The 21625-nt window shown below is 61.0% G+C and carries 21 protein-coding genes and 1 pseudogene; 8 read left to right on the top strand and 14 right to left on the bottom strand.

Annotated elements, in window-relative coordinates:
- Positions 1–304: 304 nt before the first annotated feature.
- Positions 305–595 carry a YiaA/YiaB family inner membrane protein gene (locus C7T36_RS26260; RefSeq protein ID WP_033233936.1) on the top strand — a complete coding sequence of 97 codons (291 nt, stop codon included), beginning with the start codon at positions 305–307 and terminating at the stop codon, positions 593–595.
- Here the strand turns inward: C7T36_RS26260 and C7T36_RS26255 are convergent.
- Positions 579–947 (bottom strand): annotated as a pseudogene (locus tag C7T36_RS26255) (heavy metal translocating P-type ATPase); the annotation flags it as partial. The gene C7T36_RS26260 and the pseudogene C7T36_RS26255 sit on opposite strands and share 17 nt — an antisense overlap.
- A 364-nt stretch (positions 948–1311) precedes the next feature.
- Complete coding sequence (locus C7T36_RS26245) at positions 1312–1950, bottom strand: DUF305 domain-containing protein (protein WP_045069717.1); 639 nt, start codon at positions 1948–1950, stop codon at positions 1312–1314.
- A 212-nt stretch (positions 1951–2162) separates the two neighbouring features.
- Here C7T36_RS26245 and C7T36_RS26240 point away from each other — a divergent pair, with 212 nt between their 5' ends.
- Entirely contained in the window at positions 2163–2882 is a 720-nt protein-coding gene (locus C7T36_RS26240; RefSeq protein ID WP_033233934.1) for a response regulator transcription factor, read from the top strand.
- Positions 2879–3967, top strand: a complete 1089-nt coding sequence (locus tag C7T36_RS26235) for a cell wall metabolism sensor histidine kinase WalK (protein ID WP_045068779.1) — start codon at positions 2879–2881, stop codon at positions 3965–3967. The genes C7T36_RS26240 and C7T36_RS26235 overlap by 4 nt, the downstream gene beginning before the upstream one ends.
- A gap of 56 nt (positions 3968–4023) precedes the next feature.
- Here the strand turns inward: C7T36_RS26235 and purQ are convergent, their stop codons facing one another.
- Positions 4024–4701 (bottom strand): phosphoribosylformylglycinamidine synthase subunit PurQ, encoded by a 678-nt coding sequence (gene purQ, locus C7T36_RS26230; RefSeq protein ID WP_033233932.1) that lies wholly within the window; start codon positions 4699–4701, stop codon positions 4024–4026.
- Positions 4698–4937, bottom strand: coding sequence for a phosphoribosylformylglycinamidine synthase subunit PurS (purS, locus tag C7T36_RS26225; RefSeq protein WP_003945817.1), 240 nt, complete (start codon positions 4935–4937; stop codon positions 4698–4700). The genes purQ and purS overlap by 4 nt, the downstream gene beginning before the upstream one ends.
- Positions 4938–5076: 139 nt before the next feature.
- Between purS and C7T36_RS26220 the strand changes: the two genes are divergently transcribed.
- Positions 5077–5724, top strand: a complete 648-nt coding sequence (locus tag C7T36_RS26220) for an MBL fold metallo-hydrolase (RefSeq protein ID WP_033233931.1) — start codon at positions 5077–5079, stop codon at positions 5722–5724.
- Positions 5725–5750: 26 nt separating this feature from the next.
- Here C7T36_RS26220 and C7T36_RS26215 read toward each other — a convergent pair whose 3' ends face one another.
- From C7T36_RS26215 to C7T36_RS26205, 3 genes are all read right to left on the bottom strand, one after another.
- On the bottom strand, positions 5751–7118 hold the full coding sequence (locus tag C7T36_RS26215; RefSeq protein WP_045068775.1) for an Ig-like domain-containing protein: 1368 nt from the start codon (positions 7116–7118) through the stop codon (positions 5751–5753).
- Positions 7119–7347: 229 nt separating this feature from the next.
- Positions 7348–8052, bottom strand: coding sequence for a DUF2334 domain-containing protein (locus tag C7T36_RS26210; RefSeq protein ID WP_033233929.1), 705 nt, complete (start codon positions 8050–8052; stop codon positions 7348–7350).
- A 70-nt stretch (positions 8053–8122) separates the two neighbouring features.
- The gene (locus C7T36_RS26205) at positions 8123–8620 is read right to left on the bottom strand and encodes a glutathione peroxidase (protein WP_033234327.1); all 498 of its coding nucleotides are present in this window, start codon (positions 8618–8620) and stop codon (positions 8123–8125) included.
- A 374-nt stretch (positions 8621–8994) separates the two neighbouring features.
- On the opposite strand from C7T36_RS26205, the gene C7T36_RS26200 reads away from it, so the two are divergent.
- Positions 8995–9657, top strand: coding sequence for a pentapeptide repeat-containing protein (locus C7T36_RS26200; RefSeq protein WP_052683583.1), 663 nt, complete (start codon positions 8995–8997; stop codon positions 9655–9657).
- Positions 9658–9848: 191 nt separating this feature from the next.
- Here C7T36_RS26200 and C7T36_RS26195 read toward each other — a convergent pair whose 3' ends face one another.
- Both C7T36_RS26195 and C7T36_RS26190 read right to left on the bottom strand, forming a co-directional pair.
- A complete protein-coding gene (locus C7T36_RS26195; protein WP_239654765.1) occupies positions 9849–10388 on the bottom strand; it encodes a hypothetical protein in 540 nt (179 codons plus the stop codon).
- 272 nt (positions 10389–10660) lie between these two features.
- Positions 10661–12073, bottom strand: coding sequence for a cation:dicarboxylate symporter family transporter (locus tag C7T36_RS26190; RefSeq protein WP_045068774.1), 1413 nt, complete (start codon positions 12071–12073; stop codon positions 10661–10663).
- A gap of 117 nt (positions 12074–12190) precedes the next feature.
- On the opposite strand from C7T36_RS26190, the gene C7T36_RS26185 reads away from it, so the two are divergent.
- Both C7T36_RS26185 and C7T36_RS26180 read left to right on the top strand, forming a co-directional pair.
- On the top strand, positions 12191–13771 hold the full coding sequence (locus C7T36_RS26185; RefSeq protein ID WP_045068771.1) for a sensor histidine kinase: 1581 nt from the start codon (positions 12191–12193) through the stop codon (positions 13769–13771).
- Positions 13768–14457, top strand: a complete 690-nt coding sequence (locus tag C7T36_RS26180; protein WP_033233926.1) for a response regulator — start codon at positions 13768–13770, stop codon at positions 14455–14457. The genes C7T36_RS26185 and C7T36_RS26180 overlap by 4 nt, the downstream gene beginning before the upstream one ends.
- On the opposite strand, the gene C7T36_RS26175 is transcribed toward C7T36_RS26180, so the two are convergent.
- Both C7T36_RS26175 and C7T36_RS26170 read right to left on the bottom strand, forming a co-directional pair.
- The gene (locus C7T36_RS26175) at positions 14454–16571 is read right to left on the bottom strand and encodes a S9 family peptidase (RefSeq protein ID WP_045068768.1); all 2118 of its coding nucleotides are present in this window, start codon (positions 16569–16571) and stop codon (positions 14454–14456) included. The genes C7T36_RS26180 and C7T36_RS26175 overlap by 4 nt on opposite strands.
- Positions 16568–17461 carry a phosphoribosylaminoimidazolesuccinocarboxamide synthase gene (locus C7T36_RS26170; protein ID WP_045068766.1) on the bottom strand — a complete coding sequence of 298 codons (894 nt, stop codon included), beginning with the start codon at positions 17459–17461 and terminating at the stop codon, positions 16568–16570. The genes C7T36_RS26175 and C7T36_RS26170 overlap by 4 nt, the downstream gene beginning before the upstream one ends.
- 294 nt (positions 17462–17755) lie before the next feature.
- Here C7T36_RS26170 and C7T36_RS26165 point away from each other — a divergent pair, with 294 nt between their 5' ends.
- Entirely contained in the window at positions 17756–18673 is a 918-nt protein-coding gene (locus C7T36_RS26165; RefSeq protein ID WP_045068764.1) for a tyrosine-protein phosphatase, read from the top strand.
- 55 nt (positions 18674–18728) lie between these two features.
- Here the strand turns inward: C7T36_RS26165 and C7T36_RS26160 are convergent, their stop codons facing one another.
- The 3 genes from C7T36_RS26160 to purB form a co-directional block, all read right to left on the bottom strand.
- Positions 18729–19388 (bottom strand): response regulator transcription factor, encoded by a 660-nt coding sequence (locus C7T36_RS26160; RefSeq protein ID WP_045068762.1) that lies wholly within the window; start codon positions 19386–19388, stop codon positions 18729–18731.
- A gap of 296 nt (positions 19389–19684) precedes the next feature.
- The gene (locus C7T36_RS26155) at positions 19685–20101 is read right to left on the bottom strand and encodes an HIT family protein (protein WP_033233921.1); all 417 of its coding nucleotides are present in this window, start codon (positions 20099–20101) and stop codon (positions 19685–19687) included.
- Positions 20102–20166: 65 nt separating this feature from the next.
- Positions 20167–21588 (bottom strand): adenylosuccinate lyase, encoded by a 1422-nt coding sequence (gene purB / locus C7T36_RS26150; RefSeq protein WP_033233920.1) that lies wholly within the window; start codon positions 21586–21588, stop codon positions 20167–20169.
- Positions 21589–21625 lie beyond the last annotated feature (37 nt).

Raw genomic sequence — 21625 nt, 5'->3', positions numbered from 1 at the left:
ATGCTACCTCCACCGATTTCGCAATAACGGTCTTGTCACAACGGTCATCCATACGCCATCGGATGCCGTAGACATTCAGCCTGTCCACCAGGCTTACCGTTACAGGTTACCCAGATCTGTAAAGAAACGGCAAGTGTTTTGTTACATTCGCCCGAAAACTTCTTTTGTAGTGAACTATCTACATACAACAAAGTACCGGTTGGTATGTATACAACTATGCCCGGTACCTGCCGGGTAAGTACCGTGAGAACTCGAGTAGGACTACGCATCCAGCCAAGGCGCTCGGACCTGCAGACTTATTGTCATGAGCACACCGACAACACCCTCGAAGAGCACCGCCGCATTTTTTGCACAGGCCGGAATAGCGTTTGCCGTGAGCTTCGTAGGCACCCTCGTGGGCATCGCCTACCTACCGATCGACGCCTGGCAGCGCGGATTCCTCGGCATGTCTCTACTGTTTCTGGTGACCAGCACATTCACCTTGGCAAAGGTGATTCGCGATCAGCAGGAAGCCTCCACCGTCCGGGTTCGTATGGATGAAGCCAGGCTCGACAAACTGATCGCGGAACACGATCCATTCAAAGCTGCGGCGTGAGGACTTTCGACTCCCCCGCGGGGACGGGTGGTTGCCGCAGATCCAACCGTCGAAGCAATTGAGCGTTGACCGCAACCACCACGGTCGATACCGACATCAGGATTGCCCCCACTTCCATGGGCAGCACAAACCCGGCAGGCGCCAGCACACCCGCAGCCAAGGGAACCGAAATCGCGTTGTAACCCGCTGCCCACCACAAGTTCTGAACCATTTTCCGGTAGGTTGCGTGCGACAGCTCGATAACCGAGGCTACCGCTCGCGGATCATCGCTGGCCAGAACAACTCCCGCCGACGCGATCGCCACGTCAGTGCCGGCGCCACTGGCGATACCGACATCGGCCTGGGCCAACGCCCCATCACGACGTTGTCCCTCAATACATGCAGCACCGTCGAGCCTTCACCCAACCAGTGATCGCTACCTGAAATCACCTCAGCCACGGATTCCGACCCGCACCATCACCGTGCTGGTGATTGCGTGTCCGCACGCGCTGGGGCTGGCAATCCCGTTGGTAGGGTCGATTGCCACGGAACATGCTGCGCGAGCGGGGATTCTGATTACCGACCGCATGGCGCTCGAGAACATGCGCAGGCCACAGTGCCCGCAACCACCTGATCACCGATTGTGCGCCGCACCGTTTTCAACTCACCGGTGATCATGGACTCGTCCATGTCCTGAACGAATGCCCGAATCAACACCTCGACAATCGCGGGCACCGCTACAAGGCGGCCAGCATCGCTTGCATCTGCACAATCTCGGCCTGCTGAGCAGCGATGATCTCTTCTGCCAGCTTCTCGGCAGTTGGATCCAACCCGGAGTCGAGTTCGGTCTGCGACATGGTGATCGCGCCGGTGTGATGTTCGATCATCATGGTCAGCCACATCTTGTCGAACTCGACACCCTGGGCATCCATCATCTCGGCCATGTCGTCATCCGACATCATGCCCGGCATGTCCGCCATTCCTACTCCGTGACCGGAATGGTCCATGCCGCCTGTGGGGTTGGACGCCGGGTCGGGGCGCCCCCACTGTGTCAGCATTTCCGACATTTGCTGCATTTCCGGGTCCTGAGCAGCTTCGATCTGCGCTGCCAGCGCGATCAGTTCAGCGTTATCCGTCCGCCCCTCAACCATTTTTGCCATGTCGAGCGCCTGGGCGTGGTGCGGGTACATCCCCTCCAAGAACTCGATGTCCGCTGCGTTAACTCCCTGCGGGACCGCAGTCTGGGTGGCGGATATCGATGTCTCCGCTGCAGTTGTGGGCGCCGAATCACCGCCGTCCGAACAACCGGCGATCACCAACGCACCTGCTGCCAAGACGGGAACAAACTTCACATAACCACTCTTGAGAGAGAACACCACGACAACACTCCTGAAAATCCGACTTCACACGAAACTTATTACTGTGCAACGGCTTCGAAATTGAAATCTTCGAAGCGTGCGTCCACCACCCTACCGGCGAGAGTGCGCCGAAGCCCGTGATAAGCGATCGAAACGGAGCACCTTCATCGAATCTTCACAGTCCACCGGAAGGCGCCGATATCGCCTCGCTGCTGGGCTAACCTGACAACATGAACTCCGAATCCGGACACTCACGCGCCGAGGGAGCCGACCGCGTCCTGGTGGTCGAGGACGAACCGGCACTCGCCAAGGTGGTAGCCAATTACCTTGCACGCGAAGGTTTTCACGTTCGCATCGCGCATGACGGTCCGACCGCCGTCGCGGCTGCCCATGATTTCGAACCTTCGCTTGTCGTTCTGGATCTGATGCTTCCCGGATTCGACGGCATGGAAGTCTGCCGACGAATCCGCAGTTTCTCCGATGCCTACATTCTGATGTTGTCGGCCCGCGGCGACGAGTCCGACAAGGTCGCGGGACTCGCAGCCGGTGCGGACGACTACGTGGTCAAACCCTTCGGACCGCGCGAACTTGTCGCGCGCGTCAAAGCGCTTCTGCGTAGACCCCGGGCGTCGAGCCTGATGTCCGAACCGTTGCCGACGCCGGACGGCCTCGATATCGACCTCATCGCGCGGACCGTGCGCGTCGACGGAGCGCCCGTAGAACTCACCCCCACCGAGTTCGAACTTCTCACTGCCCTGGCGACAAGACCCGACGCCGCCCTGAGCCGAAGCGACATCATCACGGCAGTCTGGGGTTCCTCGTGGTTCGGCGATCAGCACATCGTCGACGTCCACATCCGCGCGCTCCGACGCAAACTCGGCGACGACGCAGCAGATCCCCGTTTCATCCGGACCGTGCGCGGTATGGGTTATGCATTGAGGTCGTCATGAACCGCCTCGGCCTGCGCGGCAGGTTGCTGGTCGCTCAGATTGTCGTTCTACTGGTGTGTTGCGTGACGATCGCTGCGGTCGCTGTCGCAATTGCGGCTCCTCTGTTCCACAATCACCTCGCGATGGCCGGGATCGAAGACGACAACGTCCGCCTGCACACCGAAGAAGCCTTCAGCCAAACAATATTCGTGGCACTGTTGAGTGGCATAGCGGTTGCACTCGTCGGCGCGAGTATCGCTGCGGTGTACGTCGTTCGGCGGATTACCGCACCTATCAGTCGACTCGCGGTCGCGGCGCAGAGCGTCGCCGAAGGCAAGTACGACGTCCACATCGAGCAATCGGATGTCGACTCGGATTTCACGCGCCTGGAAGGCGCATTCTCCGACATGGCCGAGCGACTGGATCATTCCGATCGCGTCCGTAAGCGCCTGTTGGCGGATCTGGCCCACGAATTACGCACTCCGGTATCAACTTTGGCAGCTTACGTGGACGGCCTCGAGGATGGTGTGCTCGAGGCCGATGGCACGTCATGGGCAGTGATGCGCGATCAACTGGAACGACTGCGACGGCTCGCTCATGATCTCTCCGATGTTTCGGCGGCCGACGAGCACGCCCTGGATCTCATTCTCGCAGCCGACGACCTCAGCGATATCGTCTGCAGCACAACAACTGCGGTCGCACCACGGTTCGAGGAACGCGCCGTGACGCTGTCTACGGCAACACCTGCGCACCCGGTGAGAGTTCGCGTCGATCGCCAGCGGATCGAACAAATTCTGTCCAACCTTCTCGAGAATGCATTGCGGCACACGCCAGGCGGGGGAAGCGTCGCCGTAGCCGTCACAGAATCGCCCGACCACGTTTCGGTAGCTGTCAGCGACACCGGTGAGGGCATCTCGGAGGATCAACTCGAGTCTGTGTTCGACAGGTTTCATCGCGGCGAGAGTTCCGACGGTTCCGGATTGGGGCTTACCATTGCGCGGAGTCTCGCACGCGCCCACGGCGGCTCGTTGACGGCTCGGCCGAATCCGCTCGGCGGCACCATCCTCGAACTTGCACTGCCCGGGCAACTCGCATCAGACACATGAAAAACAGCGCCCGCCAACCAGGTGAACTGGTGGGCGGGCGCTGCCGAAAAGATGTATCAGGCGTTGACGATGGAATCCAATGCCGAGTAGAACAAGCCGAGTCCGTCGTCGCTGGGGCCGGTAAGAGCCTCGGTGGCGTGCTCGGGGTGCGGCATGAGTCCGACGACGCGACCGTTGGCGGAGGAAATACCCGCAATACGACGCTGTGAGCCGTTGGGGTTCTCTTCCGAGTAACGGAATACGACGCGGCCTTCGCCTTCGAGTTCGTCGAGAACGTTCTCGGATGCCTGGAAGCGACCTTCACCCGACTTGAGGGGGATGAGGATCTGCGCGCCGGCCTCGTAACGTGAAGACCAGGCCGTGTTGGTGGCTTCGACGGTCAGCCACTCGTCGCGGCAGATGAAGTGCAGACCCTGGTTGCGGGTGAGGGCTCCGGGGAGCAAACCAGCTTCGCAGAGGATCTGGAAGCCGTTGCAGATGCCGAGGACGGGCATGCCGCCCTTGGCTGCTTCGACAACCTTGCCCATGGCCGGAGCGAACCGTGCGATCGCACCACAGCGAAGGTAATCGCCGTAGGAGAATCCACCGGGGACGATGACTGCGTCGACGCCCTTGAGGTCGGCGTCGCCGTGCCACAGTGCCACAGCTTCACCGCCGGCCAAGTTCACCGCGCGAGCTGCGTCGACGTCGTCGAGTGTGCCCGGGAAGGTGATGACTCCGATTCGTGCGCTCATGCCTCGACTCGCCTGACGGTCCAATCCTCGATCACCGTGTTGGCCAGTAGGCCTTCGGCGATCTTCTCGAGCTCGGCATCTTCGACGCTGCCGTCGATTTCCAACTCGAACCGCTTGCCCTGACGGACATCGGATACTCCTGCAAAGCCCAGGCGAGACAGTGCCCCGACAATGGCCTGTCCCTGGGGGTCGAGAATCTCGGCCTTGGGCATGACTTCGACGACGACACGGGCCACGTGCTGCTCCTCGGTACTAGTGCGCGAACCCAGAGTGAAACACCGGGTATCGACGAGTTTACCGGGCGCAGTCTGGAACCTTCGCATCGAGTGAGAGCTGGGGTGACGCCCACCACCTGTAAAAGGCATACTCGAAATCATGCGACTGACACATTTTGGCCATTCCTGTGTACTTGTCGAATTGAACGGTTCGAAAATCCTCTTCGATCCGGGCAATTTCTCGCACGGTTTCGAGGGCGTGACCGGCCTCGACGCCATTCTCGTAACGCATCAGCACCCGGATCACGCGGATCCAGAGCGTCTGCCCGCTCTCGTCGACGCGAATCCCGACGCGGCTTTGTACAGCGATCCGCAAACTGCGGCCAAGCTCGGTGGCCGGTGGAATGCCGTTCGCGCGGGTGAGCACTTCAGCATCGGTGAGGTTCAGGTGACCGGCGCAGGCGGCGAGCACGCGATCATTCATCCCGATCTGCCGATGATCGACAACACTGCTTTCCTACTCGGCGATGCCGTCAATCCGGCACAGTTCATGCACCCGGGTGACTCGTTGGTCGTGCCCGAGCAGTCCGTTGATGTTCTTGCTTTGCCTGCCGCTGCGCCGTGGTTGAAGATCTGGGAAGCCGTCGACTATCTCCGAGCGGTAGCTCCTCGTGTCGCGGTGCCTATTCATCAGGGCATACTCCGCGAGGAGGCATCGGGCATCTTCTACGGTCGTTACTCCGACATGGCCCCCGCCGGCACCGAGTTCCGGGTGCTCGACGAGGAGTCCGACGTCGAGATTGCGTAGCTGGAGTTTTCCGAGGCGAGTTTCTTCTATGCCTTCACCTTGACGATGATCCAGCCGGTGCTTGTCCCACCATTCGCGTCGGTAAGGGTGTAGAGAATCTTGTCGGTGCCCGTCTTCGTTCCGGCTTTGAACACCACCTTGCCGTTTTCGAGCTTCACGGTGCCACCGAGCAGTGACGTTGCCTCGACACCGGTCACGGAGATCGAATCTCCGTTGCTGTCATGATCATTCGCGACTGCGTCGATCGTGGCCGTAGCACCGGATCGAACTTCTGCGGTGTCGAGTGCTGCGTAGGGCGGCAACGCGGTCGCGGTGTACCGGCCCAGGTCATCGAGTCGAGCTGACGCGACCTCGGCGGCATCGACGATGGCAGCAAATTCTGTTCCGTCGAAGCGGGCCAGATCATTGCCGTTCATGATCGTGCGGCCCTCCGCGCTACCTCCGTGGTAGTCATCGGCGTAAAAATTGTGTCCCAGTTCGTGACGGAGTACCCGGGAGAAGTTACCGTCGCCTTCCGCGCCGACGTGCGCGTAGCTGTGATCGGTGAGGAACTTGGAGTAGTAGGCGTTTCCGCCACCGGACTTGCACACGACTGTCGCCTGATCGACGGTGGTGCCGACTTTGTCGGACCACTCGCTCTCGAGAGCATCGAAGTTTTCGCAGGAGGTCTTGTACGGATCACTGGCTGCATCGGCCCGCAGCACGACTTGACCGACGACCGGCCGAATTCCCACGTCCCTCATCCAGATCACTGCAGTTCGCGCGATGGATTCCTCGACGCGATCCAATGCAACTGCAGGACTGCCGTTGCCGTGCGCGGAGTACCACTCCCCGCTCAGATCCAATCCGATGTCGAACTGCTTCATGGTTTTTCCCACTGATGCAGCCGACGCGGGCGCGATAGCAGCGGTTGGCCATGTGGGGGCCGCGTCGGTCGGCGCGGAGGTACGGCCCACTACCGACGAGCCGACAAAATCGATAGAGGCGCCTCGATCGAAGATCACCTGTCCACGAAGGGTTCCGGTGGAGTCGACGATGGCGGCAACAACTGCGTCTGGATGACCGTCGACGCTTCCGAGATACGAACGTGGTGCAGGCAACTCCGAATCAACAAGGGCGCCACCGGATTTCTGCACGGCCATACGAAAATCCTTGCCGCGCAGATCTACCTTGTCCAACCGCAACGTCAAGGACGAGCCCTGATCATCGACGGTTGCAACGAGGGCGCCCTGGCCCGATTCGCTCGATCCGCCATCCAGGCTGCCAGTGGACAGCGAACCCAGGTCGACCGGTGCCGCAGTTGCCACAGTGGGTACCAGTGCCGCGCAGGCGAGTGCGCCCACTGCCGCGACAATACGTCGATTAGTCGACTTCGAGAACACTCGTGCGCGCATGGTTGTATCCCAGCCCGATCTACTAGCGGTAAATTAACTGGAAGCACCGTAGCACCGAACCGAGGCGTCGACCACACCCCCGAGGATGATTGTCCACTTTGCCCGCAAATTGTTGAGAGCCCGAAAATACCGTCGCTGATCACATAAAAGGTATTGAACGTACATTCCGGCGCGCGGCCGAGAACTCAACTGACCAATCCAGCTACTCAATAGTTGCCATGAAGGCAATCTACGCTGCGCCCAGTTCCGACGCCGATGAGTTCCACCGGTACACATTCGATGTCGCTTCATGGAAGAGCGCAAGGTCGATCGCGTCGAGCATCGCCCGACGCGGCCCTTCGTTCCCCAACTGCTTGGCCGAAATCGACAGTCGGACAAGGCCGCCGCGCTTTGCGCTGCGGCCGGCCCCGAGGATCAGGGCCCGGCACCACCACGGTTCGACTTTGAAACCCTCACCGATTCCGAGCACACGACCACGCTGCGATGTTCCTCGCGCAAGGTCGTGCACGGCGCCGAGTCCGGCCATCGAGCGAAATCCGGCCTCCGGCAACACCGACATCGCTCCGGTGGAGGCCACCCAGCGGGGCGGAGCGAACACTCTGGTGCGCAATCCTGCCTGCTCCAACACTCGATCTGCTGCCAGCAGACGGAGTTTTGCCTCATGCCTGGACAGCGTCGCGAACTCCGCGCGTCGACGCTTGGTCGCCGCCTGATCGTAGCCGTGCAATACGACGGCATCCCCGTGCTCGCGGCGTTCACGCAACCAGGCCGCGGTAACGGCGTCGTCGGCGAGTCGGTATTTGTCTTTGAGCCTGGGTGCCACGAGGAGGGAAAGCCGCACTCCCCTTGCATCCATCTCGTCTGCGAATCCCGCAGCGAGATAACATGTCTCGTCTCTGATTCCGGACACTGACACGATCAGTTCAGCAGACATACCTCTGATGGTGGCAGCTCCGGGTGAACAACACACTGCCGCCGGATGATCATCCGGCGGCAGGTGGTGGTCAGTTGTGCGGCAGAACCGCTTCGATTGCGGCAATGACCTCGGGAGCGTCCGGCTCGGTGCGCGGACGGAAACGGTTGACGACGGTTCCGTCCGGCGCGATGAGGAACTTTTCGAAGTTCCACTGAATGTCGCCGGCTTCGCCGTCTGCATCGGGAGTCTTGGTGAGTTCTGCGTACAGCGGGTGACGGTTCTCGCCGTTGACCTCGATCTTCTCCATCATCGGGAACGTGACTCCGTAAGTGGTGGAGCAGAAGGATTCGATCTCTTCGGCGGTGCCGGGTTCTTGGCCCATGAACTGGTTGCATGGGATACCGATCACGGTCAGGCCGCGATCTGCGTACTCACTCGCCAGCTTCTCGAGCGTCGCGTACTGCGGGGTGAGACCGCACTTGGACGCGACGTTGACCACGAGCACGGCCCGGCCACCGTATTCGCCCAGCGAGGTGGGTACACCGCCGAGTGTGTTGATCACGATGTTCTGTACTGGAGTTGTCATGATGTCCAACTTAGCGACTATCTCGCCCACCGCTACGTCGATGCTCCGAGAATTCGATCGAGGTCGTCCAGAACGGTGAGCCCACCGAACGATCCGACGCCGGTGATCCAGTACGACATGTCGACCAGGGCACTTCCGGCCACGTAAGTCCATTGCCGAAGAGTGACCTAAAGGGGCCACCGCTTCGGGGTGTTTGATGCCCAAATGTCCGTTATGTTCGCGAAGTGGTTACTTTCTGGTGCCATGCCGCACGGTGCGGGGACCAAATTGTGAAGGCCAAATAGATGACGACTCTTGATTCTCGCTCTGGGTGGACTCGCCTTGGTAGCGCCCGCCTCGCCGCCCTAGTCGGCGGGATCACGCTTGCCGCTTCCATGACGTTCGGTACCGCGGTCGGACCTGCGTCAGCAGAAACCGCCGCCGAATTCCTTGCCAGTCGGTGCGCAAATTACATCGCCAACCCCCAACCCTACGAGGCCGCCAGAAGCCATTGTGATGGGGCGGACCTGTCCGGCGTAGACCTGTCCGGCGTGGACCTGTCCTGGGCGTTCCTGACCGAAGCGAACCTCACCGACACTGACCTCACCGGCACTGACCTGCACGGCGCCTACATGGCTGACGCGAACCTGGCCAACGCAACCCTGACCGGCGCGAACCTCACCGAAGCGAACCTGACCCGCGCGAACCTAACCGGCGCGAACCTAACCGGCGCGAACCTGACCGACCTGAACCTGACCGGCTCAGCTCTAGTGCCTGCCGACATCACTGTGGACGTTATGGATGCCGGATGGTCGTACGACGGGGCCTACGTAACATGGGCCACTCCCAGTATGCCCACCGGAGTGGAATTCGGCGCCTGTGACTATCCCTCCGGGACAAAGTTTCCCACCGAGCTCACGGTCGTGAAATGCGACGTCGCCACTTCCTCCAGCGGCAGTTATGGCTACTTCACCGTCTACGTCATCCCCGGACCGAACTGGGGCGAACCACCCGTCACCGGATCCCTTGGCTCTCTGAACTCGTTCTTCGGCAGCTGACCTTCCCGACAGCGCACGCGTCATCAGTGCAGGCCACCCCTCAAAAACATTGTCCTCCAAACCCTTCCGTAGGGGTGGAGGACTACCGTTCGGGCTTCTCTCACCGATCAGTGTCCGAGAAAAGATCGGTTGACGGACACAGCGGCTTCGATAGGAACACAGTCGAGCAATCAACTCAGCCTCCCTCAGAGCTACCGGTCACTGCCCGGCCGGGCAGTACCCACTGTTCCAAGCAGTGCATCGGCGAGGGGGTCTGCCGTGCTGACGCCTGCGGCTACACCCCGAAGCAGAGCGTCGAAATCAGCGGCGACGATGGTGACCTCCTCGAACTCCGGCTCTCCCCCACGGACAACCTGACCGTCCGGTGCGATCGCCAGGTACTCGTACCCATTGCGTACCGACAGCAGGACCGGGAGGTGAGTGGACCAGAAGGCGTTGATCGCCGCGCGCTCAGCCGGCCCGGAAGCAACCGCCAGACCCTCGTGCCGGAACGCATCCCAGGGAAACGCCTCATCGCTGATGCCGACCCCACCGGCATAGTTCTCCGCCGAGAGAAACCACACCTGGTCGTCGGAACTGGCAAGCACGGAGAACGAACTCACCCACACGATGAGTTGATCACAAGCGCCGACCAGCGGTTGCGGAACTGGGGCAGAGGCCGATCGAGTAGGTTCTTCGCGAACCCAGCCCGCGATCGACAGCGCGGCGGTTGCGTCGAGGTGAAGGCACATGGCCCCACGGTAGGTCAGGCCGTCTCGCACCATTAGCGCCGGTCGGAAACGTTCGATTCTGGACGGCGGCCTGTCGGAATGAGCCGTGCTCCGCTCCGGCATCGCGATTTCAGCACCCACCGGTGTCAGGAATGCGTTTGATATGACGGAAAGCCTGCCACGAACGAGGAACGAGACCGCCGCACGGTGAGTGCAACGGTCTCGTTCGTCATTCTCCGACCAGGATCACTGATCTGAAGTACGGGTTCCGCTCCAGCGGAGGGGTCAAACCTCTAGTGGTGGCTCACGAAGGACTGCTGGGTACCAGTTGGCGCGGTTTCCAGTTTGTGCTGTTCGGCTTCGTCCTCGTCTTCCAGCATGGTCGCCTCGTTGAACGGAATCTTGCCGTCCAGAACATCGACGACGCGTTCCTTGTCGATGGTCTTCGTCCAGGAGCCGACGAGCAGGGTGGCGACTGCGTTGCCCGAGAAGTTGGTGAGAGCGCGAGCCTCGGACATGAAGCGGTCGATACCGACAATCAGGCCGACCCCGTCGAGTAGTTCGGGACGGTGACTTTGCAGGCCGCCTGCGAGGGTCGCGAGTCCGGCGCCACTGACTCCGGCTGCGCCCTTCGACGCGATGATCATGAACACCAGCAGCGAGAGCTGCTCACCGAACGCGAGTGGCTGACCCATCGCGTCGGCGATGAAGATGGAGGCCATGGTCAGGTAGATCGCGGTGCCGTCGAGGTTGAAGGAGTAGCCGGTCGGGACGACGATGCCGACAGTGGAGCGTTCGACGCCCACGTGCTCCATCTTGGCGATCAAACGCGGGAGTGCCGACTCGGAGGACGACGTCGCGAAGATGAGCAGGTATTCGCGGGCCAAGTACTTGACCAGCTTGAAGATGTTGAATCCGGTGACGGCGCGCAGCAGGGTGCCGAGGACACCGAAGATGAAGATCAAGCAGGTCAGGTAGAAGCCGATCATCAGTGTTCCGAGCTGGACCACTGCGTTCAGTCCGGTCTGGCCGACCACGCCGGCGATGGCACCGAAGGCACCGATCGGGGCGAGCCACAGGATCATGGTCAGGATCTTGAAGACCAGCTTCTGCAGGTGACCGATGCCCTTGAGGATCGGTTCACCGGACTTGCCGAGCGACTGGATCGCGAAGCCGACGAGCAGGGCGACAAACAGTGTCTGCAGCACGCTGCCCGCGGTCAGGGACGACAGCAACGACGTCGGGATGATCGACGCGACGAAGTCCCACGTTCCACCGGCACTGTGCGCTGCCGTGGTGAGCTTCTCGACGGACGCCGGGTTCGGCTCGATGTTCAGGCCGCTGCCCGGGTTGAGGAGATTACCGACACCCAGGCCGATCGCCAGGGCAACAGTGGACATCCCGATGAAGTAGGCGAGCGCCAGTCCGCCGACCTTGCCCACCTTGGCTGCTGCGCGCACCGAGCCGATGCCGAGCACAATGGTGCAGAAGATGACCGGGCTGATCATCATCTTGATCAAGCTGACGAACAATGTGCCCAACACGGCGACCGACTTGCCGAATTCGGGCGCGAGCCAACCGACGAGAATGCCTCCGATGACGGCGACGATGACGCTCATGTAGAGCCAATGCGTCTTGTCGCGCTTCGCCGGAGTGCCCTTCGGCTGGGGTGAATCGTTTACTGTCCCTGTTGCCGTGACGCTCATGGGGATGTCCTTTGATGGAAATCAGTGAAGTGATGGGGATCACTCGAGTTCGTGGAGAATTCTTGTTGGAAATGTGTAAGGCGTGAAGTTTGTGTTCATAACGTTCAGGAGTAACCGATGGTCCAACGACGCAGTCGCCGACGCATGAGCGTCGCCCGGCAGATCCTGCTGCTGCAGCTTGCGCTGTTGTCGCTGGTCATCGGCGCGGGAGCGGCACTGGCCGTAGTGGACGAGCGAGGTGACAGCGACGACGCCATTAGTCGGCAGGTGAGCTCGATCGCCGAGACACTGGCCTTGACGGACTCCACCGCGCAGGCGCTCTCCAGCGACGACCCGACCGCGATTCTGCAACCGCAGACCGAGAAAATTCGCATGGCCACCGGCGTCGACTTCATCGTGGTGATGGCGCCCGATCGCACCCGGTACACCCATACCAGTCCCGAACTGATCGGCGAATTGTTCACCGGCAACATCGACCGGGCGCTGGCAGGTGAGACGTTCACCGAGACGTACGCAGGTTCGTTGGGCCCGTCGATTCGCGCGGTCACACCGGTCTACGACGCGAGTAGGACGCTTGTCGGTTTGGTGGCTGTCGGCGTCACCCGAGAGGAGATCAGCAAGCAATTCGCCCAGAGCATTCCGACCATCCTGACAATTGCTGCCGCGGGATTGATTGCAGCTGTTTTGAGTTCGTTGTTGGTAAGTAGGCGAATCAGACGTCAGACCCTGGGTCTGGCACCCGACGAACTGCTCACGATGTACGAGCATCACGACGCCGTTCTCCACAGCATCGGTGAGGGACTGGTGGTCATCGGTCGGGGACGGGGCGGGACGGCTCAGGTGGACATAGTCAACGACGAAGCGCGTCGCTTTCTCGATCTACCGGAAGGCCGAGTCGATCTGTCCTCGATTCCGGCCACGTTGCGGGATGTCGACGCAAGTTCGGCCACTGATCAGGTCCACCTCACCGATCAACGAATACTCGTGGTCAATCAGCACCCGGTTGAGTGGGAGGGCAAGCGAATTGGCACGGTTCTGACTATTCGCGATCACACCGAATTGCAGAATGTTCTCGGCGAACTCGATTCGGTTCGCGATTTTGCAGAATCGCTGCGCTCGCAGGCCCACGAGAGCGCCAACCGCCTGCACACCATCATCACGATGGTGGAGCTCGGAAAATACGACGAGGCGGTTTCCTTTGCCACCAACGAATTACGGCTGTCTCAGCAGTTGATCGATCGTCTCGTCAATGCCGTTCAGGAACCGGCTCTGGCCGCTCTGTTGCTCGGAAAACTCAGTGAGGCGACCGAACGCGGAGTGGAATTGACCGTCACCGAGGACACCGCACTCGGTGCTCTCACGCCGCTCACGTCCCGTGAGTTGGTCACACTGGTCGGCAATCTGGTGGACAATGCCATTGACGCCTCGCGGACCAGCGAGCAGCCGTGGGTGGAAGTGACGGTCATGGAAGAGGATTCGACAATGGTGGTTGCGGTGGCCGACAGTGGGCCAGGCATGACGCCCGATGCCCTCGAAAGGGCCAAGGAGCGTGGATATTCCACCAAATCCGGATCCCGCGGCATCGGCCTCGCGTTGGTTTCGCAGATCGTGAAACGCCACGGCGGCACCTTCGTGAGCGAACCTGGGCTGGGTTCCATGCTGGTCGTGCGCATCCCGCTACGGCAGGCACAGCAGTGATCCGGGTACTCGTGGTGGACGACGAACCACTGATCGCGCAGGCGCACCGATCCTATGTGGAGCGAGTGCCGGGGTTTGTCGTGCACGGTGTGGTTCACAGCGGTCAGGCCACTCTGCGAGCGGTCACGGAAGCGCACGCCGCCGGTGAGTCCATCGATCTGGTGCTCCTCGACATCGGCCTACCGGACGCAAGCGGACTCGATGTTGCATCGGCGCTCGGTGGGTTGCGTCCGAGCCCCGACATCATTGCGGTGACCTCCGCTCGCGACCTCGATGTGGTGCGAACCGCCGTTGCCCGCGGAATTGTTCTCTACCTGCTCAAACCGTTCACGTTTGCGGCATTCCGCGACAAGCTCGAACGGTATGTGGAGTACCGCGCAGCGCTGCCCGCCGGCGAATCCGCAGCGAGTCAATACGACATCGATCGCGCGATGGCCGCACTACGCACCTCCGACGATCGGGCCGCGTCGGCGAAGGGCTTTGCCTCCCAGACGCTCGGACTCGTATCGGCGTGCGTTCGGGATACCGACACTCCGCTCACCGCAGCAGAAGTTGCCGCTTCCGTCGGCGTATCCCGGGTGACAGCGTGGCGCTACCTCGAAAAACTGGCAGACGACGGTCTGCTCACCCGGGAAACCGAATACGGACGTGCTGGGCGCCCCCAGGTCCGTTACCGCAGAAGCTAGTTCGCCGCCCCGACAGTGTCGAGGACCCACGCGAACTCGAAGGCAACTTCCTTCCACTTCTCGTAACGACCGCTGACACCACCGTGTCCTGCGCTCATCTCGGTCTTGAGAAGTAGTGGAGCGTCGCCGGTCTTGGTGGCACGCAGTTTCGCGACCCACTTTGCCGGTTCGACGTACAGCACTCGGGTGTCGTTGATACTGGTGATCGCCAGAATCGCCGGGTAGTCCTTGGCTTCCACGTTCTCGTATGGACTGTACGAGTGCATGTACTCGTAGACGGCCTTGTTGTGCAAGGGATTTCCCCACTCGTCCCACTCGATGACCGTCAGCGGCAGCGACGGGTCGAGGATGGACGTCAGCGGATCCACAAACGGCACATTCGCAAGAATGCCGGCAAAGAGTTCCGGTGCGAGGTTGGCTACAGCACCCATGAGTAGGCCACCCGCGCTACCACCGTCGGCAATCATACGATCGGCGGCGGTGACGCCGGTATCGATCAAATGCCGTGCACAGGAGACGAAGTCGGTAAACGTGTTCTTCTTGGTGAGAGTCTTGCCGTTCTCGTACCAATGCCGGCCCATCTCACCGCCGCCGCGTACATGCGCGACAACAAACACAACACCGCGATCGAGTAGCGACAACCGCGCAACCGAGAACGACGGGTCGATGCTGGCCTCGTAGGAACCGTAGCCGTACAACAGCAACGGCGCCGGACCTTCGGGGGCGCCGGCCTTGCGAACGATCGAGAGCGGAATGCGGGTACCGTCCTCGGCCACTGCCCAATCGCGTCGCTGCACGTAGTTCTTCGCGTCGAAATCGCCGAGCACGGGCTGCGACTTCCGCAGCGCCAGTTCACCACTGGCGACGTAGTAGTCGTACACCTGACCGGGAGTGATGAAAGACGTGAAGCCCAACCGGATGGTGGGCTGCGCCCATTCCGGATTCGATCCCATTCCGATACTGAAGAGCTCTTCGTCGAAATCGATCTCGTGACGCTCGCCGTAGCCGTCGGCTGTCAACGGCCACACGGCAACTCGGGTCAACGCCTCGCGGCGGTAACTCAGCACGATGTGGCCGGCAAAAGCCTCGGCTTCTTCCAGCCGCACGTCGTCGCTGTGCGCGATCAACGTCGTCATGTTCGTCGGATCCGATACCGGAGCCTCCACCAACACGAAGTTCTCGGCCTTCACACCGTCCACTACGTCGTTGTGGAGGATGAGGAAGCGGTCTTCTCCCCCGATCACGGCATGCTCCGCGCCGTATTCGACGCCTTCACGACGCGGAATGATCACACGGAAGTCACCTTCCGGGTTGGCCGATTCGAGGATCCAGCCCTCGCTGGTCACCTTGGAACCGACCCAGATCACCAGGTACTTCTCGCTGCGCGTCGAACCGACCGACACCCAGTACCGCTCATCCGGTTCGTGGAACACCGAAACATCTTGGCTCTGCGGCGTTCCCAGCTTGTGGCGCCACACGGTGTCCGGACGCCAGGATTCGTCGACAGTCATGTAGAAGACATGGCTGTGATCAAGTGCCCAGGTTGCGCCGGGAGCGGTGTCGGGAATCTCGTCACCGAGGATTTCCCCGGTCTCGAGGTTCTTGAACCGCAGCGTGTACCGCTCGTCACCGACGACGTCCACGGAGTACGCCAGCAGGGTGCCGTCCTCGCTGATGGAAAACGCGCCGAGAGAGAAGAAGTCGTGCCCTTCTGCCTCGAGGTTGCCGTCCATGAGGATCTGTTCGCCGTCCAGTTCAACCCCGGGGGTCAAGTTGGGCGGCGTCCAGTCACCGTCGTCGGCGATCGGGCAACGGCAGTGAACGTTGTACGACTTACCTTCGACGCTACGGGCGTAGTACCACCACTTACCCATCCGGGTGGGTACCGACATATCCGTTTCCTGGGTGCGCGATTTGATCTCCTGGAAGATCTTCTCGCGCAACGGCTCCAGATGCGCCGTCTGCTCTTCGGTATACGCATTCTCGGCTTCGAGATACGCCACTACCTCGGCGTTGTCCTTGTCCCGCAGCCACTCGTACTCGTCGACGAACGTGTGTCCGTGATGGGTGCGTTCGGTGGGAACCTTCTTCGCGACCGGCGGGACGAGGCTCATGCGCTGGGACCGACCCAATCTGCGAAGGACAATCCGGAAATACGTTCGTACGCTTCGATGTAGCGCGCACGGGTCGCGTCGACAATCTCCTGGGGCAAAGCCGGCGGTGGGGTATCGGACGCCCGATCCCATCCGGATTCGGGGCCGGTCAGCCAGTCGCGAACGAACTGCTTGTCGAAGCTCGGCTGAACCTTGCCAGGCTCGTAGCCTTCGAGTGGCCAGTACCGCGAGGAATCAGGTGTCAGCACCTCGTCGGCCAGCACGAGATTGCCGCCCCCGTCGAGACCGAACTCGAGCTTGGTGTCGGCGAGGATGATTCCGCGATCAGCGGCAAAATTGGATGCTCGCGCATACACGTCGAGGGTGTCCTCACGAAGCTGAATCGCGAGCGTCTGACCGACCTTCTCCACTACCTGATCAAAGCTGATGTTCTCGTCGTGATCTCCGAGAGCAGCCTTGGACGCCGGGGTGAAGATCGGATCGGGCAAGCGTGACGCTTCCACGAGGCCCTCCGGAAGGTTGACGCCGCACACCGCGCCGGTCTTCTGGTAATCGACCAGACCGGAACCCGTGAGGAATCCTCGGACCACACATTCGACGGGAATCATGTCGAGCGAGCGCACAACAAGCGCACGCCCGAGAACCTCTTCGGGGATGCGGTCGTCGTCCGGCTCACCTGCGAGGTGATTGTTGCCGCCGAGGACGTTGAAGAAGAACACGCTCATCGCGGTGAGGACGCGGCCTTTGTCCGGAATCGGCGTGCTGAGCACGTGATCGTAGGCTGAGATCCGATCACTCGCGACCAGCAGCAAGTGCTCGTCGTCGATCGTGTAAAGGTCACGGACCTTGCCACCGGCCAGATGAGTGTAGGAATCAAGTGTAGGACGCACGCTTATCACCCTATCGGGCGTTCGCAGTTCGTACAGAACCCTGGTAGCCAGGACGGGTACAGAGACTCTCCGTCCGGGGAGCCGTCTGCCCTGCTTAACCGGATAATGCAGCTAGCCAGGCCCGGTGCGCGAGAGGCCGCCGTCACAGTTGATGAACTGCCAGTTTGCAGACAATCCCGCCGAAGCAGATCTCCCATTGGGTGGGAGGCCCATCAAATTTGCGGGTTTCGCGGGTCCACACTCGATTCAGAGCCTCTCGCGAATTCAGATTCCCTCTCCACGAAGGACTTTCACATGTCACGAACTTCACGCAACACCGGCGTCCGTGCCGTCGCAGCACTGGCGATCTCGAGCACTCTCCTGATCGGCGGCGCTGCACTTGCTCAGGCTGCTCCCCAGCCGCCCGTCGGCTCGCTCGACTTCGGCTCTTTGGATTTCGGCAGCTCACAGCAGGTTGCCGATGCTCCGCGCCTGGTGGGTATCGACAACTTCCGCGACGTCGCCGGGACCGGATCCGGGTACTCGGGCTCCTTCGGCCAACACGTCAACAAGGGTGTTTTCTACCGAGCCAATGCCATCACACCGAAGGGCGCCGACATGGCTGCCTTGGAGTCACTCGGATTGACCAAGGTCTACGACCTGCGCACCGCAGCCGAAATCGCCGACAAGCCGGATGTTCTGCCTGCCGGGGTCGCTTACGAGAACATCCCGGTCCTGGCCGGCGACATCTACCAGATGGCATTCCAGATCAAGTCGCCCGAAGAAGCCCGGTCGTTGATGCAGGATGCAAACCGCGCGTTTGTCACGGGCACCGCAGAACGGGCCGGATTCACTCAACTGCTCACGTCGCTCGCGGAAACCGATGGGCCACAGGTCTTTCACTGCACCGCCGGTAAGGACCGCACCGGCTGGGCCTCGATGTTGCTTCTGAGCATCGCCGGCGTCGACCGCGCCACGATCATGAGTGATTACATGCTGACCAACGAGTACTCGACCGAAAGCATCAAGGCAACACTCGCGTACATCTCCAGCGTGGCTGGTCCGGCAGTGGCAACCAATATGGAGCCTCTCCTCGGAGTCGAGGCCGGTTACATCGAAGCCGGACTCGATCAAGTGGAATCCTCGTACGGAACCATCGATCGCTACCTGACCGAGGGCCTCGGACTCAGTCGGTCGACTATCGCAACGCTGAAGGCAAAGCTGCTCGGATAAGTGCACTCTCACGTGGTGTTCGTCGCCGCTTCGCGGAGCCGGACACCACGTGCTCTTATCGAACCCGTGAATCTCTCACCATATTGTTCCGATACGCCCAGATGACAATCTGCACCCGCGTGCGGACATCGAGTTTCCGGCAGATATTGCCGATATGCGATTTCACCGTGCTCAGTTCGAGTTTCATCGCGTCGGCCACCTCACCGTTACCCAACCCATTCGAAAGTAGCTGGACCACTTCCATTTCCCGAACGCTCAATCCGTGGTCGGGAAATTCGGCTGGGGCAGACGGTTTACGACGCGCGAATTCGGCGACCATTCTGCGGGTGAGCTTCGGCGACAATACCGAGCCACCGTCTGCAGCGGCAATGACCGCGTCCACCAAATCGTCCGGGTCGGTGTCTTTGAGCAGGAACCCGACCGCGCCTAGGTCGAGCGCACCAAAAACGTACTCGTCGAGGTCGAACGTCGTTACGACGATAATGCGAGTTTTCGGGAATTCCTTCAGAACCTCGAAAGTCGCAGTCAGCCCGTCACCGTGCGGCATGCGGATATCCATGAGAACCACGTCCGGTTGAAGCAATCGGACTTGCTGAAGTGCTTCGAATCCCGATGCCGCATGGCCGACGACCTCGATGCGAGGGTGATCGGTGAGGAAAAGCTCGAACCCTTGACGGACAACCTGCTGATCGTCGGCGATGAGAACTGTAATCACGCGATCATCCTCCAGCTCGGTGGTATTTAAACCACGTTATCGATCTCGATGATGACAGACGCACAGTTACACCGATTTGCCGGATTGCCCGTTTACGTTCGATAACCGCGGTATATTTCGGCCTCACCGGACCAGAGTGATATCTCCCAGTTTCCGACTTCGATCGAAATAGGGTTCCAGCGGACCGTAGAAGCGGAAATACGAGAACCATGATGTGCATCAACGGCGATACCACCAGCAGTCGGCCCCACGGTAGCTCGATAACCAAAGTCCCCGAAGCACCCACGTCGGGTGAACTACTGGATCAGGGCGTCTCGGATGACAGCAGCCGTACTGTCGAGAACTGACCTGGTGGGTGTGCGCGGAATTGCACGAAGCCCGAAACCGTCGCCCCGATTGCGCGGAATGACGTGCAGATGAACATGGAAAACTTCCTGCCCTGCAACGGCTCCGTCAGAGAGATGCAGGTTCACCCCGTCGACGGGCAGATGTCCGGTACGCATCGCTGTGGCGATCTTTTGCGCGACTGCAAATATCCTGGCACCTTCGTCGAAATCGAGGGTCGACAATCCGCTGGCATGACGCTTCGGCACCACCAGCAGATGCCCCGACGTGAACGGCCGAATATCCATGAAGGCAAGTACATTCGCGTCGTCGTAGACAACACTTGCCTCGGCTTCGCCGGCGATGATGGAGCAGAAGATGCAGTTCATGGTCTTCGACCCTGTGCGCCTTTTCGGCAGTGGCCACTACCAGAAAGGCGCACGGGGGGTAGCCCCTACAGAATCGGCGACGGCGCGTATGCCGCAGCTTCAGGATTGGCGTCGACAAGCTTCTGTACCTCGGCCACTACGGCGTCGACCTGAGCCGACGCAGCACCGATGAAGGCCGCCTTGTCCGCGAGTGCCTCGTCGAGGGCAGCGCGATCCAGGGGAAGACGGTCGTCCGCAGCCAGGCGATCGAGCAGATCGGGTTCCTTGCCCTCTTCACGCATCGCGAGTGCCACGGCGACAGCATTTTCCTTGATGGCTTCGTGCGCGGTCTCACGTCCGACACCGGCGCGAACTGCTGCCATGAGCACGCGCGTCGTTGCGAGGAACGGCAGGTAGCGGGTCAGTTCCTTCTCGATGACGGCCGGGTACGCGCCCATTTCGGCGAGCACGGTCAGGAACGTCTCGAACATGCCGTCGATGGCAAAGAATGCGTCAGGCAATGCGACTCGGCGAATGACGGAGCAGAAGACGTCGCCTTCGTTCCACTGAGCGCCCGCCATCTCGGCAGCCATGGACCCGTAGCCGCGCAGGATGACCTGTAGGCCGTTGACGCGCTCGCACGAGCGGGTGTTCATCTTGTGCGGCATCGCGGAGCTGCCGACCTGGCCCGGCTGGAAGCCTTCAGTCACCAGTTCGTGGCCGGCCATCAAACGGATGGTGTGAGCGAACGACGACGGCGCTGCGCCCACCTGAACGAGCGCGGAGATGACGTCGTGATCGAGCGAGCGCGGGTAGATCTGGCCGACGCTGGTGAGAACGTTGGTGAACCCGAGGTGCTCGGCAACCTTAGTCTCGAGCTGCTCGAGCTTCGCCGCATCACCGTCCAGAAGGTCGAGCATGTCCTGAGCGGTGCCCATCGGGCCCTTGATTCCGCGCAGCGGGTAACGGTCGATCAGCTCACGGAGCCGGGTCAAACCGACCAGCAGTTCGTCGGCTGCGGAAGCAAAACGCTTGCCCAATGTCGTCGCCTGAGCTGCGACGTTGTGCGAGCGTCCGGCCATCACGATGGACGAGTACTCGGCAGCGCGCTCACCCAGACGGGCGGCGACGGCGATGCCGTGGCTGTAGACATGCTCGAGTGAGCGGACGATCTGCAACTGCTCGACGTTCTCGGTGAGGTCGCGGCTGGTCATGCCCTTGTGAACCTGCTCGTGACCGGCAAGAGCGTTGAACTCCTCGATACGTGCCTTCACGTCGTGGCGGGTGACGCGCTCACGATCCGCGATGGACGCAAGATCGACGTTGTCGATGACTCGCTCGTAATCGGCAATAGCGTCGGCCGGAATGTCGATGCCCAGCTCAGCCTGTGCCCGCAACACCGCCACCCACAACTGTCGTTCGAGCACAATCTTGTGCTCGGGAGACCACAGAGCTGCAAGCTCCGGGCTGGCGTAACGGTTGGCAAGGACATTCGGGATACGGCTCACGAGGCCTCAGTCTAACGGTGCGTGAACAGTGCTGTTA

Origin of the sequence: Rhodococcus sp. AD45-ID, from assembly GCF_003023755.1 — a bacterium.
Lineage (GTDB): Bacteria > Actinomycetota > Actinomycetes > Mycobacteriales > Mycobacteriaceae > Rhodococcus_F > Rhodococcus_F globerula.
This window is presented reverse-complemented; position numbering and strand designations above follow the sequence as displayed.